We start from the raw sequence: 16,100 nt of genomic DNA, 5'->3' as shown, positions 1-16,100 counted from the left end.
AATGTGGAAAACAATTCTTAGACGTTTTTTGGTTATGATTCCGCAAATTATTATCTTGAGTTTTTTAGTCTTTGTTTTGGCTAAAATGATGCCTGGTGACCCATTTAGTGGCCAAATTAACCCCAACACCGATCCCAAGCAGTTAGCTGCTTTAAAGCAGGCAGCGGGTTTGAATGATCCAATTCCAGTTCAATATGGTCGTTGGGTTGGTAACTTGTTCCGGGGCGATCTTGGTACGAGTTATATCCAACACGTGCCGGTTGTTTCTTTAATTGCTGACCGTGCGGTTAATACCTTCTGGTTGTCATTATTATCAACGATTATTACTTATGCAATTTCAATTCCAATGGGAATTACCGCTGGCCGTCATCAAGATGAATGGCAAGACCAAGCAGTTGAAATCTTTAACTATGTTACCTATGCGGTGCCGCCGTTTGTCTTTTACATTTTAGCTATTTGGCTATTCGGCTTCACATTAGGTTGGTTCCCAATTTCAGGTTCAGTTTCGGCTAATGCATCGGGCTTCTGGGGGGTAATTGGCAGTCAATTCTACCATATGCTGCTACCAGCAATTCTGACAGCGCTCGTTACAACCACTGGTATTGTTCAGTATTTGCGTACGGGTATCGTCGATAACAAGGTTGAGGATTATGTTCGAACAGCACACAGTAAGGGTGTTCCAGAAAACGTTGTCTTCAACAAGCATATTTTGCGTAACTCATTATTGCCGATTGCCTCTAACTTCGGAACGGTAATTACCGGTCTATTAAGTGGTTCAATGATTATTGAATCTGTCTTTAGTTACCCAGGAATGGGGAAACTCTTCTTGGATTCAATTTCTCAACGTGATTATACGACGCTGACTGCATTAATTTTGATTTTTGGTATTTTAACTTTATTAGGTAACTTGCTCTCAGATATTATCATGAGTATTGTTGACCCAAGAATTCGGATTAAGTAGGGGGCGAGAGTAAAATGGCTAAAAATAAAGAAAAATTACAAAAAGACCAAAAAGCATCACGCCCAGCTCCTGCATCTGGATTTAAGGTTGCAATGCACGAAATTAGACATGATAAAGTAGCTTTTACTGCTGCGATTATTATCGTTCTGATTTTATTGTTTACCTTTGGTGGCTCACTGTTTCTACATAAGTCACAAGTTACAGAAATTAATATTGTCGATGCCTATTATGGCTGGGGTCAAAATGGCCATATCTTTGGTACTGATGACGGTGGTCGTGACATTTTAAAGCTGCTCATGATGGGTGGTCGTAACTCAATTATGATTGGTCTGGCAGTTACTGCAGTTGTTGAAATTGTCGGCTTATTAGTTGGACTAGTTTCAGGCTATTACGGTGGTTATATTGATTCAATCATAATGAGAATTGTTGACTTCATCCAGGTTTTGCCAAGATGGCCAATTATGATTGTTCTTGTAACTGTTATTCCTAACTACAATGCGGTTAATTTGGTCTGGATTATTTCCATCTTTGCGTGGACTTCAACGGCGCGTTACTTCCGTGCCTTCATTTTGTCGCAGCGTGAACGGGATTATGTCCTAGCTTCTAAAACTTCGGGTTCGTCTGACTTGAAGATTATGTTTAGAGAAGTTTTACCAAACATTACCTCAATGATTATTATTGATGTCGTATTAACAATTGCCGGTAACATTGGTGTCGAAACAACACTATCGTTTATTGGCTATGGCTTGCCAACAACAACGCCGTCACTTGGTACGCTGATTGGATTTGCTAACGATCCAGTTAACGTTGTTAACCGGCCGTGGTTGTGGTTACCAGCGACAATTTTACTGCTGATGATTTCTTTAAGTATTAACTATGTTGGTCGTGCCTTGCAACGTGCAGGGGACGCTCGTCAACGTGAAAATTAATTTAATTAAAAGCTTTACTTTAAAGAGTAAGGCTTTTTTCTTACTTAATATCTTTAATTATGAACTCATAAACTATTGAATTTTTAATAAATCATGCTATTATTTAACTATTGACTTGTTTCAAAAAATCGTGTTTGTGAGTTGGAAAGTGTAGTTTTATGAAAAAAACAAAATTATTGAGTTCTGTTGGAGTAGTTACTGCAGCAGCTTTAACTCTGGTAGCTTGTGGTAAAAGTAGTAGTAATAATACTAATGATGCTAAAACAGCAAGTAAGTTCCCTGAAGAAACTCCAATTAAAACTGCTAAGCAAGGTGGTACTTTAAAGAAAGCCGAATTATCAGCTTCCCCATTTACAGGTGTTTTTGCTCCTGAATTATATACGGTTCAAACTGATGCTGATATGATGGCTCCTGGTGCCGAAGGATTATTTGACACAAATGATACTTATAAGATTACAAATAAAGGTCCGGCAACTTTTAAGTTAGATAAAAATGCTAAAACTGTTACAATTGAAGTTAAAAAGGGTGTTAAGTGGTCTGATGGCAAGCAAGTAACTGCTAAAGATGTTGAATATCCTTATGAAATTATTGCTAATAAGAAAAGTAAGAGTCAAAGATATACAGCTAGTTTAGCTGATATTGTTGGCTTGGAAGAATATCACGAAGGTAAGGCTAAAACAATTTCTGGTATTGAAATGCCAGATGGCGAAAATGGGCGTAAGGTTGTTTTACATTTTAAGCAAATGAAACCTGGTATGTATAACTCAGGAAATGGCTATTTCTGGGAGCAAGCTGAACCTTATCATTACTTAAAAGGAATACCATTTAATAAGCTTGAGTCTAGTGACAAAATTAGGAAAAATCCAATGTTCTTTGGTCCCTATAAGATGAGTAAAATTGTTCGAGGACAATCAACCACTTGGACGCCAAACAAATATTACTGGCGTGGTACACCAAAGCTTGATAAAGTTGTTATTTCGATAATTTCCCCTGATTCTGCTTCACAGGCTTTAAAGAGTCATAAATTTGATGTCATTCAAGTTAGGGCATCGCAATGGACTGATGTAAAGGATACTAAGGATGTTAATTTTATTGCTAATATACCACTGTCTTATAGTTATATGGGCTTTAAACTTGGTAAATGGGACGCTAAAACAGGTAAAAATATTATGTCAAAGAATCCTAAAATGACTAAGCCCTTGCGTCAGGCAATTGGTTATTCGATGAATATTGACCAAGTTGATAAGCATTATACGCATGGTTTGTTTTTCCGTGTACCAACGTTAATTCCAGAACAATTTGGTGATTACTTTGATAAGAATTCAAAGGGTTATCCATATAATTTAAAGAAAGCTACTCAAATTTTAGATCAAGCTGGGTATAAGAAGAAGGGCAAATGGCGTGTTCAACCTAATGGTAAGCCGTTAACTATTCATTTCTTAGCAATGCAAGGATCTTCAATTCAAGAACCAATCATTCAAAATTATATTCAACAATGGCATAAAATTGGTTTAAACGTGAAGCTTGTTGGCGGTCGATTAACTGAAGGTAATTCATTTTACGATAAATTACAAAATGACGCAGCTGGAATAGACATGTATGATGGAATTTGGAGTTTATCAACTGAACCCTCACCGAATGATCTTTATAATGAAAAAGCTCCATTTAATTATGGTAGATTTGTGACCAGTAAGAATAGTAAATTATTGGAAGAAATTGATTCCGAAAAGGCATTTGATCATAAATATCGCGTTCAAAAATTCCATGAGTGGCAGGAATACATGAATGATCAAGCTTACGTTGTACCAATGGATAATAATTATAACTTATATTCTGTGAACAATAAGGTTACAGGGTACTCTTTGAAACCTTCAAAAGCAAATTATCAATTTTTTGATGTTGCCTTTACTAAATAAATATTCTTTTGAAAGTTCTAAGATTAGGTTCTTAGGACTTTTTTTATTCTTCGTATATATTAAATTTAAATTAATTAATATGTTGATTTTTTAATTAATCATGGTAGGATTTAAGTATTAGCTTGTTTCGAAAAAATTGTTAAATGATAATAAGAAAGGGTAGCTTATTATGAAAAAAAGTAAATTTTTAAGCTCAGTTGGAGTGGTTACAGCAGCTGCTTTAACATTAGTAGCTTGTGGTAATAACGGCAATAGTAATGATAATAATGAGAATGCCAAGACTGCTAGTAAATTTCCAGAGGTAACTCCAGTTAAGACTGCTAAGATAGGTGGAACATTAAAAGTAGCTGAAGAAACAGATACGCCGTTTACTGGTATTTTTAATGAAGAACTCCAAATGGATCAAGTAGATGCAGATATTTCTAGTCCGGGGCAAGAATCACTATTCGATACAGATGATAATTACAAGATTACTGATAAAGGTCCTGCTACTTTAAAACTTGATCGTAAGGCTAACACAGCTACCATTACCGTGAAAAAGGGTGTCAAATGGTCTGATGGCAAGCAAGTAACTGCTAAGGACATTGAATATGCATATGAAATCATTGCTAATAAGGCTACGAATTCACAAAGATATACAAGCCAGTTCAATCTTATCAAAGGTATGAAAGAGTATCATGAAGGTAAAGCCAAGACAATTTCTGGGATTGAGATGCCTAATGGTGAAAATGGACGGGTTGCAGTTTTACATTGTACGGAATTGAAACCGGGAATGAGCAACTCAGGTAATGGTTATATTTGGGAAATGGCTGCTCCATATCACTATCTAAAGAATATTCCATTTAAGAAATTACAGTCATCGGATCAAGTTCGCAAGAAGCCACTGTATTTTGGACCTTATGAAGTACAAAAAATTGTTCGTGGTCAATCAGTGACATGGGTACCAAACAAGTATTACTGGCGTGGTAAGCCAAAACTAGATAAAATAATTTATCAAGTTGTTTCTCCTAATTCAGCTTCGCAGTCAATTAAGAGTCATAAGTTTGATGTTACTCGTGTCATTAATCCGCAATGGAATCAAGTTAAGGACACAAAGAAAATTAACTTTGTAGCTTCAATTCCACTTTCATATTATTACCTTGGGTTCAAAGTAGGTAAATGGGACAATAAGCAAGGCAAAAACGTGATGGAGAAGAAGCCTAAGATGACTCAACCATTGCGGCAAGCGATTGGCTATGCCATGAATATTGATGCGGTTGATAAGCGTTATACGCAGGGGCTAAGTTTCCAAGTTCCAACTTTAATTCCAGCACAATTTGGTGATTACTTTAACAAAGATGTTAAAGGCTACACTTATAATTTGAAGAAAGCTAACGAAATTCTGGACAAAGCTGGCTATAAAAAGAAGGGTAAATGGCGCGTTCAACCAAATGGCAAGCCATTAACCATTAATTACTTAGCTAAAACTAATGCAGAACTTGGATCGATTAAAGAGTCAATTACTCAAAACTATATTCAACAATGGCATAAAATTGGTTTGAATGTTAAACTTGTTGGCGGTCGTTTAACTGAATTAAATTCATTTTATGATAAGGTTCAACACGATGCTCCTGGAATTGATATGTTTGATGCTGGCTGGACACTATCAAGTGAACCTTCACAAACTCAAATGTACAGCGAGGGAACGATGTCCAATTATGAAAGATTTGTTACACCAGAGAATAACAAACTAATGGAAGAGATGGATTCTCAGAAGGCATTTGATCATAAATATCGTGTACAAAAATTCCACGAGTGGCAAAAGTATATGTTTGATCAAGCGTTTGTAATTCCGATGGATAATTCGTATCAAATTGATGCTGTTAATAATAAAGTTACAGGTTACTCTTTAAAGCCATCTGCAATGAATAACGGTCATCAATTATGGGGAAATGTGGCATTTACCAAATAACTAACATAATTGAAAATCCTTTTAGTATAAATATAGCGAAAAGCACATGGTTTAAAAAACCTTGTGCTTTTTGTGTATTTTAAGGATAACTTATCGCTGGAATTGCATTTTATCGCGCAAAAACTGGTATAATCAAAGAATAAAGGAGCTGAGAAGATGGTAAGCACGAAATTTGTTAATCAATTAAATGACAAATATAAAATCAAGTTTAACAATTCCCAATTATTGGAAGAAGCATTCACGCATTCTTCGTACGCTAATGAACACCCGCAGGATGGAGTTCGCGATTATGAAAAGCTGGAGTTTTTGGGGGATGCGGTATTGGAACTGGCAATTTCTGATTACTTGTACCGTCATTTTACAGAATTAAATGAGGGTGAATTAACACGGATGAGGTCTAACATTGTTGATACTGAAGGCTTCGCCGAATTTGCCAAGAAGTTTGGCTTTCCAGCTGAAATTAATTTAGGTCATGGTGAAGAAAAAGCCGGTGCACGTTCACGCAAGACATTGCTTGAAGACGTGTTTGAGGCCTTCAATGGTGCGCTTTTCCTTGATCAAGGCATGAATGCAGTTGAACACTTTCTTCATTTAACTGTTTATCCATTAATTGATGCTGGTAAGTTTGATGCATCACGAGATTACAAGACCGACCTGCAGGAATTCTTGCAGCAAGATGGCCCGGTTAAGATTGAATATCAGGTAATTAAGGAGGAACAGCTGCCTTCTCGTTTTACGGTACAATTGCGGGTTAATGGCAAAGTTGTGTCCCAAGGTGCAGGTCATAATAAGAAGGCTGCAGAGCAGGACGCGGCACAGGCTGCCTTAGCCAAGAGAAGCTAGGGGGTTGCTTGTGCCATTAAAAGAACTAATAATTGACGGTTTTAAATCTTTTGCAGAAAAGACTAGGATTGAATTTGATGCTGGGATTACTGGCATTGTCGGCCCCAATGGTAGTGGGAAAAGTAATATTACTGAAGCCATTCGGTGGGTAATGGGTGAATCACGGGCGAAGTCGCTGCGTGGTTCTAATATGAAAGATGTTATTTTTGCCGGAAGTGAATTTCGTAAGGGTGCCAATCATGCTGAAGTGACGATGGTTTTTGACAATCAGAAACGCGAGCTGCATTTTGACGCCGACCAAGTGACGGTAACGCGGCGAATTTTGCTTTCAGGTGATAATGAATACTTGATTAACAAGCATTCAGTTAGACAGCGCGATGTTCGCGCACTTTTTTTGGATTCTGGAATTTCGCAAGATAGTTTAGCGATTATCTCTCAGGGACGAGTAGACCAAATACTAAATTCGCGTCCAGAAGCACGGCGAGTGCTGTTTGAAGAAGCTGCTGGGGTACTTCACTTTAAGAAGCAAAAGGAAGCTGCTAGCCTGCAGCTTGAACAGACGACAGACAACTTGGTTAGAATTAATGATTTGGTTAAGGAACTGGAGCAACGGATTGAGCCGCTGCATGAACAGAGTTCATTAGCTAAGGAGTACCAATTTCAAAAGCAGGGGCTTGATCAAAAGTTAAAAACCTTGTTGGCCTTTGAAATTGCGGATTTGGATAAGCAAAAAGCCCAGGTGCAACAAAAAGCTGACAAAAATCAGGTTCTGCTGTCTAAGCTTGATTGCGAAGTTAAGGAATCTCAAAGTGCGGTCACAACTAAGCGCAATGAATACAAGCAATTAAGCGACCAGCGTGAGCAGGTGCAGGCCGATTTACTCGCATTAACTAAAAAACTGTCGGATTTAAACGCCAACTTGCAGATTGCGGAGCAAAGCAAGCAATATAGCGAAGCCACTAAGAAAGAATATCAGGCTGAATTAAGCGATTTAAAAGCCCAGGTTGTCCAGCTTCAGGCTGATGGTAAAAATCTGGCTGAGCAAAAGACAGCGCTAATTAATCAGCAGCAGAAACTGCAAGATCAGCGCTCGGATTTAACTGCGGAATTAAACGAAAATCCCGCTAACTTAAATCAAAAATTAGACGATCTACGCTCTGATTATATCCAGTTATTACAAGATCAAACTTCCAATAATAATGAAATTGTTTATCTCAATTCTGAATTAAAAAGAACGCGTGATGACAGTAGTTATCAAAATATTGATGTGACAACCGAATTAACGAAGTCAAGAGCAGAACTGGATCGGCTAAAGTCAGAAGGCACAGCACTTAAGGAAAAGCGGACAAAAGAGCAGCAGCAGACTGCTACATTAATGTCTAAGCAGGAAGATGTCCAAGCAAAATTAAATAGTTTACGACAAACTGTTACTGAAAATACTCACCGGCTGAATCAAGTAAGTGCAAGATATGAAGCATTGGAAAATATTCGCAAACGTCATGAGGGTTACTATTATGGTGTTCGCAATGTTTTAAACAATCTGGCTGACTATCCCGGAATTATTGGGGCAATTGGTGAGTTGATTTCATTTCCGGCAGAGCTAGAAGCCGCAATGGCGACGGCACTTGGCGGTGGCGTGCAAGACTTAGTAGCGGCGACGCGTTCAGATGCTCGAGATGCGATTAATCAGTTAAAGCAGCGTCGTGCTGGTCGAGCCACGTTTTTACCATTAGATGGCTTACGGCAGTATTCAATTCCTGCTTCAACCGTTCGCAGTTTGCAGTCGTTTGCTGGTTATCAGGGGATTGCCAGTGATTTGGTGCAAAGTTCCAGTAGCGAAGATATTAGTCCGGCGATTAATTACCTGCTTGGGAGTACGGTGATTGTCGATACGATTGATAATGCTTTGCAAATTTCGCGTCGCATTGGCCGCTACCGAATTGTTACCTTAGACGGCGATATTATCTCGCCCGGCGGTTCAATGACTGGTGGTGTCCGCAACCAAAAGAATAATTCGCCTTTGCAAACTGCTGCTGAATTAACGCAGCTTAAACAAAAAATCGCGCAATTAAAAGAAGGTTTAACTATTGACCAGACAGATTTAGCAACGCTAGTTAAGCAAGACGAAGAATTAACGCAGCAATTGTCTGAAGTTAAACAGAAATTGCAGGAAGTTAGTCGCGATTTGGGCGAAGCTGTCCTTTCTTATCAAAACCAAGAAAAAGAGGTTGACCGCCTAAAAGCTGCCAACCAATTGTTTGAATCTCGCAGAGAAGAGCGAGACAAGCAAATTGCGTCGTTAACGGCGAAGATTAAGCAGGCTGAGCAGCAAAAGGCCGATTTTGTGACAAAAATTGCTGAACAAAAAGAGCAGATTAGCCAGCTTCAGGAGCGAATTAAGAACTTTGCAACGTTAAACCAAAAAGTCCAGGATAAGTTGGCTGAACTTGATCCACAAATTGCGGTTTATACTAACAAATTAGAAAATTTGGCTAGTCAACAAAAGACAAATCAGCAAGAATTAACTGACCAGCAAAAACAAGTTAAGACCTTGACAGCAAAACTTGCGGATTTGGAACATCATGGTCAGCTTGACCAAGAAAAAAAGCAGGAATTGCACCAAGAAAATGCAACTGGTATTAAGCAAAAGGCTAAACTGCAAGAAAAGCTGAATACATTAAGTTCGCAGCTCGGGCAATTTGATGCGCAAATTAATCAATTGGACCAAGTTGCCAGCCGCAATTATGATTTACGTAAGGATGCGGCAAGTGAGCAAGAAGGCCTTTCGGTTAAGATTGCCCAGTTTAGCAGTAAAATTGACCAACGACTTGAAACTTTGAATAAAGATTATTCATTGACTTATGAGGCTGCATTGGCCCATGCTGAGGGTGAAAATACGCAACAAACGCGTGAGCAATTGCAAAAAGAAGTTAAATTGCACCGCATGACGCTTGAGGATATTGGTCCAGTTAACTTAAAGTCAATTGACGAATATGAAGAAGTTAAAACGCGTTATGATTTTCTCAATAATCAGCAGAACGACTTGCTTAAGGCGCGAGATAATTTGCGCCAGTCAATGACTGAATTAGACAAGGAAGTTGGCAATCGTTTCAGTAAGACTTTTACTGCGGTTGCCAAGAGCTTTAAGGAACTGTTCCCAGTTGTTTTTGACGGCGGCAATGCAAAGCTGGTTTTAACCGATTCTGATGACTTGTTAACGACGGGGGTTGAAATTATTGCGCAGCCACCTGGCAAAAAGTTGCAGCGCTTAAGTCTGTTGTCCGGTGGTGAACGGGCATTGACGGCCATTACATTATTATTTGCGATGCTGAAGGTTAAGCCGGTGCCATTTTGCGTTTTGGACGAGGTCGAAGCTGCCTTGGACGATGCGAACGTGACCCGATTTGCACAATTTTTGAAAAAATACGACATGCATACACAATTTATTGTGATTACGCACCGGCGCGGTACAATGGAGCGAGCGGACCAATTATATGGCGTTGTGATGCAAGAGTCTGGCGTTTCGCAAGTCTTTTCAGTATCGTTAAAAGAATTAAAAAATGAGGTGAACTAAGAGTGGGCTTATTTGATAAAATCAAAAAATCACTATTTGGTAATAAAGAAGAGGCTGAAGTAGAGCCTAAAGTTGAGGCAGAACAACAGTCTGAAGCCAAACTAGAATCTAGTGCTGGCGCTGAGACGCAAGAAGTTGCGCAGAGTGAAGATGAAAGTACAATTTCATCAGCTGCAATAAGTGCGGTGAATGAGCCAAAGTCTGAGTCACAGTCGGAAGCGACAGCGGAATCTGTTTCTAGCAGTCAAACAATGTCTGCTGCACCTAGCGAATCAGCTGTAAGTACGTCTGCAGTTGAAGAAATGACAGAACCGAAGACGGAATCTAAAGCAGAAGCAACGCCTCTAGAAACTGCAACGCAGAAGCAAGACCAAACAGAACTGTACGAAAAGGGCCTTGCCAAAACCAACAAAGGTTTTGGTGCTCGGTTAAATCAGTTCTTTGCGCAATTTAGGTCGGTTGACGAGGACTTTTTTGACGATTTGGAAGAATTGTTGATTGAATCAGACGTTGGCTTTGAAACTGCTGAGGAATTAACATCAGAGTTAAAAGACGAAGCCAAATTACAAAAGGCTAAGTCGCATAATGACTTAAAGAAATTAATCGTTGAAAAGTTGGTGGACCTATACGACAAGAACGGGGATGCCGAAAATGAAAAATTGCGCTCTCACGATGATGGTCAACCCAATATTTATCTTTTTGTCGGAGTTAATGGCGCTGGCAAGACCACGACGATTGGTAAATTAGCGAAGCGGTTCAAGGATCAGGGCAAGTCGGTGTTGTTAGCAGCTGCTGATACGTTCAGAGCCGGTGCAGTTGAGCAATTGGTTGAATGGGGCAATCGTGTTGATGTCCCTGTCGTAACAGGAAAAGAACAGGCCGACCCCGCTTCAGTTGTTTATGACGCAACGGCAAGAGCAATTAAGGAGCATGTTGATTACTTATTGGTCGATACAGCTGGTCGTTTGCAAAATAAGAAGAATTTAATGAGCGAACTTGAGAAGATTGAGCGCATCATTAAAAAGCAGGCACCTGATGAACCAACAGAAACCTTGTTAGTTTTAGACGGCTCAACTGGGCAAAATGCCTTGTTGCAAGCAAAAGACTTTGATAAGACCACTAAGTTAACTGGTTTGGTTTTAACTAAATTAGATGGCTCTTCCAAAGGTGGGGTTGTGCTGGCAATTAGAAACGAAATGAAGTTGCCGGTGAAGCTAGTTGGTTTAGGTGAAAAGCCTGAGGACCTGGCTGATTTTGACGCAGCGAATTATGCTGTTGGACTTTTCCATGATTTGGTATAATTAGTGCAAAAGGAGAAAATTATGAAAGAATACAGTGCATGTACCACCATTTTGGTTGGTAAAAATGCTTCAATTGACGGTTCAACAATGATCGCCCGCAACGATGACACTTTTCGGCCAATAACACCACAAAAGTTTATTATTCATCCAGCTGCTAATGGTGAAAGGGGACGCAAGATTAAGTCGTGGCTGAATAAGTTTACGATGAATCTACCTGAGGATGCACAAGCTGTGCCAGCAGTTCCAAATGTTGATTATCAACACCGTGGTTATTATGACGAAAGTGGTATTAACCAAGAAAATGTTGCCATGTCGTGTACAGAATCAACTTATGGTAATGAACGCGCCTTGGCTTTTGACCCATTAGTTAAAGACGGTTTGGATGAGGACTGCATGCAATCAGTTGTTCTGCCATACATCCATTCAGCTAAAAATGGGGTCGAGTATTTAGGTAAGCTAATCGCTAAGTATGGTTCACCTGCTGGTAACTCGGTTTTGTTTAGTGACCAAGATGAAATTTGGTATATGGAAATTGTGACTGGTCACCACTGGGTTGCCCAAAGAATTCCTGATGATGCATATGCGATTGCAGCTAACCGGGTTTCAATTGAACAAGTTGATTTTAATGATCCAGCTAACTTTATGTGGAGCGACGGCATTCAAGAATTTGTGACCGCTCATCATTTAAATACAGACCATGAAGGCTGGAACTTCCGCCACATCTTTGGTACCTATACTGAACAGGATCGACATTACAACACTAACCGGGTTTGGTATGGTCAGAAGTATTTTAATCCCGAAGTTGAACAAGACCCAACTGACGGTGACTTGCCATTTATCCGTCGCGCAACAAAGAAGATTACGCGTGAAGATATTGAATTTGTGCTTGGCAGTCATTATCAAGATACGCCCTATGATCCATTTGGTAAGGGAACAGAGGAAGAAAAGCATCGGTTTCGTCCAATTGGCTTAAACAGAACCCAAAATGCGCATATTTTGCAAATTAGAAGTGATGTTGATCAAGATAAGGCTGCAATCATGTGGTTATGTATTGGTGGCCCAACCTTTACCCCGTTTGTACCGTTCTTTGCCAACATGAATGATACTGATCCGTCATATAACGACACTTCAATGGATTACAACATGAAGGATGCTTGGTGGTATTACAAGTCTTTGGCAACAATCGTTGAAAGTCACTATCCCCAATTTGTTCAGCTGGATACCGACTACTTGAAGGACTTGAACCAATACTTCCGTCGTCGCGTTGAAGATGTTATTGCTGGTGCTGACGGTAAGAGTGGCAGCGAATTGACTGCTTATTTGACTAAAGCAAACCAAGAAACGGTTGCTTATACTCGCAAACAATCAGAAAAGTTGTGGGGTCAGATGATGATTGACTCAATTAATATGTCGAAGTTGACCTTCAATATGGATGAAAACTTATAGTAAATAAAAAAGCCTTAACCGTGATAGTTAAGGCTTTTTGTATGGTTAAAAGTTATTGCTTGTTCATTGCCGAATGGTGCATGCCATAGAGGTAATAAATGATGATGCCAACTATTGACCAAATTAGCATGTACTTTTTGGCTTGATTGTCTAGACCCAAGAAGACGGCGAATGAACCTAAGAATGCAAGAAACGGTAAAACGGGATAGAGGGGCATTTTGAAAGCCGGATCGGCAATATCATGGCCTTCGCGTGGGCGCAAACGATAAATACCAATCGAGACGAACATAAAGGCAATTAATGTCCCTGCAGAAACTAATTGAGTCAAAAAGGCAAAAGGAATAAAAGCTGAGATAATAATAGCAACAATTGCTACTGTCCATAATGCTGTTTCTGGTCTGTGATCTTGATTAAGTTTACCTAACTTTTTAGGTAACATGCCGTCACGGCCAAATGAGTAGACTAGCCGCGAGCTTGCCATACATAGACCAATTAAAGCAGTAAACATGCCTAAAACAGCTACGGATTGAACAATGATTGCAACACCGCCGTGACCAGTCTGACGCAGGGCGTAACCGACTGGTTCAGCCGAGTTTAGATATTGTTGGTAAGGCACCATACCAACAATATCTAAGCTTACTGCCACAAATAAAACGACAGCGATTAATAATGACCCAATAATGCCGCGCGGCATGGTCTTTTGGGGATTAATGGCTTCGGCTGAATTGGAAGCAATGGTATCAAATCCTAAGAAGGAAATATAAATCATCGAGACACCGGCATAAATTCCTTGCCAGCCGCCGAATGGTCCGTGTGTAGTAGCGCGATAGTGTGGGATAAATGGTACGAAGTTAGCTGCTTTAATTGCCGTTAAGCCGACAACAACAAAAAGTAAGATGGCCAAAACTTTAACAACAACTAAAATATTTTCAACTCGAGATGCTTTCGACACCCCGAAACTAACTAAAATCGCTGCAAGCATGATGGCAATCAGAGCTACAAGGTCGACTAATCCGCCATTAACGCCAATCGGGTTGGCCAAAAATGCCGGCAGGTTCCAACCTAACGGCGCAATTAGTGCTCGCAGATTGGCTGATAAGCCAGAACTGACAAAGGCCATGCCAATTAAATATTCGGCTAAGAGTGCCCAGCCAGAAATCCAACCCCAAAATTCACCAAAGACGACATTAATCCAAGAATAAACAGAACCGGCGAATGGCATTGCTGCTGCCATTTCGGCATAGGCAAAGGCCACAAGTCCAGCAACAATCGAGGCGACAACACAAGAGATAGCAACTGCTGGTCCCGTGTGCAAAGCTGCAACTTCTCCTGGCAGCGTGAAAATAGAGGTGGAGACGATTGTCCCAACACCAAGAGCCAAGAAGTCGCGTACCTTTAAAGTGCGCACCAAGTGGCCATCTTTTTCTTGATAAATATTAGGATTTTCCTTGCGATTCATTGTTTGCCATAACTTCAACTAAACTACCTCCATCAGATAAGATTATTTTTTAATAATTAAATTAAATAATAATTAATGTTAATGCAAATTATTTTAATCGTCAAATGCAACTTTTTATTTAGCAAAATAAAAAAAGCGGTTATGACTAACTGCGCTTTTTTACGTGATTGAAATTATTAAACTTCATCTTGCTTGTTCATTGTTGAGTGTGCAAAGCCGTAACAGAAATAGATGACTAATCCAATGATAAACCAAATAACTGCATAAATTTTGGCATGAACATCCAGTCCCATAAAGACAACAAGAGACCCCAAAAAGGCTAAGAATGGCAGTACAGGGTAAAAGGGCATTTTAAATGCAGGCTCAGAAATGTCCACGCCTTCACGTGGTCGCAAGCGATAAATCCCTAATGAAACAAACATGAAGGCAATTAGTGTTCCAGCAGAAACTAATTGGGTTAAAAAGGAGAAGGGCAAGAATGCACTAATTAAGATGGCCACGATGGTAATTGTCCAGAGTGCATTATTGGGCTTTTTATCTACCGTTAATTTGCCTAACTTTTTCGGCAGCATACCGTCACGACCAAAGGAATAGACTAATCTTGAGCTTGACATGCATAATCCAATTAACGCGGTGAACATGCCAAAAACAGCGATTGTTTGGACGATTGTAGCAACAGTGCCATGACCGATTGAACGTAGGGCAAGTCCAACAGGTTCTGCAGAATTTAGGTATCTTTGATAAGGAACAACACCAATTAATACTAAGCTAACGGCGACAAATAAGACAACGGCGATTAATAGTGAACCGACAATCCCGCGCGGCATTGTCTTTTCCGGATTTTTAGCTTCTGCCGAATTGGCTGCGATTGCGTCAAAGCCCAAATAGGATACGAAAATCATGGATACACCAGCATAAATTCCTTGCCAACCACCAAAAGGACCGCTGCTAGTTGCATGATATTGCGGAATAAATGGCACGAAGTTAGCCGTCTTAATTGCGGTCATACCAACAATAATGAACAATAAAATTGCAATTACCTTGAGTGCAACTAGGGCGTTCTCAACGCGAGATGCCTCAGACACGCCGTGACTAATTAATAAGGAAACTAAAAAGATCGAGACAATTGAAATAAGGTCGACCACACCGCCTTGAACGCCAAATGGGTTAGACAAAGCAGCCGGCAATTTTAGTCCCAGAGGAGCAATTAGAGCACGCAAATTAGCCGAAATTCCTGAGCCGATAAACGACATGGCAATAAAATACTCGGCCAAAAGTGCCCAGCCAGCAATCCAGCCCCAGACTTCGCCGAAAACAACATTAATCCAAGAATATGCAGACCCGGCAAATGGCATTGCTCCGGCCATTTCGGCATAGGCAAAAGAAACAATCCCGGCAACGATGGCAGCTAAGATACAAGAAATGGCGACAGCTGGTCCCGTGTGCAAGGCGGCTACTTCGCCTGGCAGCGTAAAGATTGAGGTGGAAACGATTGTTCCAACCCCTAACGCTAAAAAATCCTTCACAGTGAGTGAACGAACTAATTGACCGTCCTTTTGTTCATAGACCCGCGGATCTTCTTTACGATTAATTTTTTTCCATAAATTCACGTTTTATTCTCCTTGAAATTCTTATGTCAATATAAAGAAGCTTACACAATTGTAGCAAGCTGTGCAAGTTTAATTATCGTAAGAAAACCAGTAAATAATCGCAAATGCTT

At 39.9% G+C, this 16,100-nt stretch carries 10 protein-coding genes; 8 read left to right on the top strand and 2 right to left on the bottom strand.

All coding sequences use genetic code 11. The features are described 5' to 3' along the window. Position 1 precedes the first annotated feature (1 nt). From opp4B to OZX76_RS06135, 8 genes are all read left to right on the top strand, one after another. The gene (gene opp4B / locus OZX76_RS06170; protein WP_277133605.1) at positions 2-961 is read left to right on the top strand and encodes an oligopeptide ABC transporter permease; all 960 of its coding nucleotides are present in this window, start codon (positions 2-4) and stop codon (positions 959-961) included. A 14-nt stretch (positions 962-975) separates the two neighbouring features. Beyond that, complete coding sequence (locus tag OZX76_RS06165) at positions 976-1,890, top strand: ABC transporter permease (RefSeq protein ID WP_277133606.1); 915 nt, start codon at positions 976-978, stop codon at positions 1,888-1,890. Positions 1,891-2,048: 158 nt separating this feature from the next. Next, entirely contained in the window at positions 2,049-3,806 is a 1,758-nt protein-coding gene (locus tag OZX76_RS06160) for an oligopeptide ABC transporter substrate-binding protein (protein ID WP_277178745.1), read from the top strand. A gap of 169 nt (positions 3,807-3,975) precedes the next feature. Further along, complete coding sequence (locus OZX76_RS06155; RefSeq protein WP_277178743.1) at positions 3,976-5,757, top strand: oligopeptide ABC transporter substrate-binding protein; 1,782 nt, start codon at positions 3,976-3,978, stop codon at positions 5,755-5,757. A gap of 156 nt (positions 5,758-5,913) precedes the next feature. Next, the gene (gene rnc / locus OZX76_RS06150; RefSeq protein ID WP_277178741.1) at positions 5,914-6,600 is read left to right on the top strand and encodes a ribonuclease III; all 687 of its coding nucleotides are present in this window, start codon (positions 5,914-5,916) and stop codon (positions 6,598-6,600) included. A 10-nt stretch (positions 6,601-6,610) separates the two neighbouring features. Next, on the top strand, positions 6,611-10,174 hold the full coding sequence (gene smc, locus OZX76_RS06145; RefSeq protein WP_277178739.1) for a chromosome segregation protein SMC: 3,564 nt from the start codon (positions 6,611-6,613) through the stop codon (positions 10,172-10,174). A gap of 2 nt (positions 10,175-10,176) precedes the next feature. Beyond that, the gene (gene ftsY / locus OZX76_RS06140) at positions 10,177-11,475 is read left to right on the top strand and encodes a signal recognition particle-docking protein FtsY (RefSeq protein ID WP_277178737.1); all 1,299 of its coding nucleotides are present in this window, start codon (positions 10,177-10,179) and stop codon (positions 11,473-11,475) included. 21 nt (positions 11,476-11,496) lie between these two features. Beyond that, entirely contained in the window at positions 11,497-12,921 is a 1,425-nt protein-coding gene (locus OZX76_RS06135; RefSeq protein ID WP_277178736.1) for a C69 family dipeptidase, read from the top strand. Between the two features lie 52 nt (positions 12,922-12,973). Here the strand turns inward: OZX76_RS06135 and OZX76_RS06130 are convergent, their stop codons facing one another. Together OZX76_RS06130 and OZX76_RS06125 are read right to left on the bottom strand one after the other, a co-directional pair. Next, positions 12,974-14,398 carry an amino acid permease gene (locus tag OZX76_RS06130; protein ID WP_277178734.1) on the bottom strand — a complete coding sequence of 475 codons (1,425 nt, stop codon included), beginning with the start codon at positions 14,396-14,398 and terminating at the stop codon, positions 12,974-12,976. A gap of 158 nt (positions 14,399-14,556) precedes the next feature. After that, positions 14,557-15,990: an amino acid permease gene (locus tag OZX76_RS06125; RefSeq protein WP_277178732.1), complete on the bottom strand. Its 1,434-nt coding sequence runs from the start codon at positions 15,988-15,990 to the stop codon at positions 14,557-14,559. Between the last annotated feature and the right edge of the window lie 110 nt (positions 15,991-16,100).

The organism is Lactobacillus sp. ESL0677, from assembly GCF_029392875.1.
Lineage (GTDB): Bacteria > Bacillota > Bacilli > Lactobacillales > Lactobacillaceae > Lactobacillus.
This window is presented reverse-complemented; position numbering and strand designations above follow the sequence as displayed.

Bases quoted from the DNA above. Each gene is read 5' to 3' on its own strand.
- OZX76_RS06165 (WP_277133606.1), top strand. From the start codon at position 976: ATGGCTAAAAATAAAGAAAAATTACAAAAAGACCAAAAAGCATCACGC.
- opp4B (WP_277133605.1), top strand. From the start codon at position 2: ATGTGGAAAACAATTCTTAGACGTTTTTTGGTTATGATTCCGCAAATT.
- OZX76_RS06160 (WP_277178745.1), top strand. From the start codon at position 2,049: ATGAAAAAAACAAAATTATTGAGTTCTGTTGGAGTAGTTACTGCAGCA.
- OZX76_RS06135 (WP_277178736.1), top strand. From the start codon at position 11,497: ATGAAAGAATACAGTGCATGTACCACCATTTTGGTTGGTAAAAATGCT.
- OZX76_RS06155 (WP_277178743.1), top strand. From the start codon at position 3,976: ATGAAAAAAAGTAAATTTTTAAGCTCAGTTGGAGTGGTTACAGCAGCT.
- rnc (WP_277178741.1), top strand. From the start codon at position 5,914: ATGGTAAGCACGAAATTTGTTAATCAATTAAATGACAAATATAAAATC.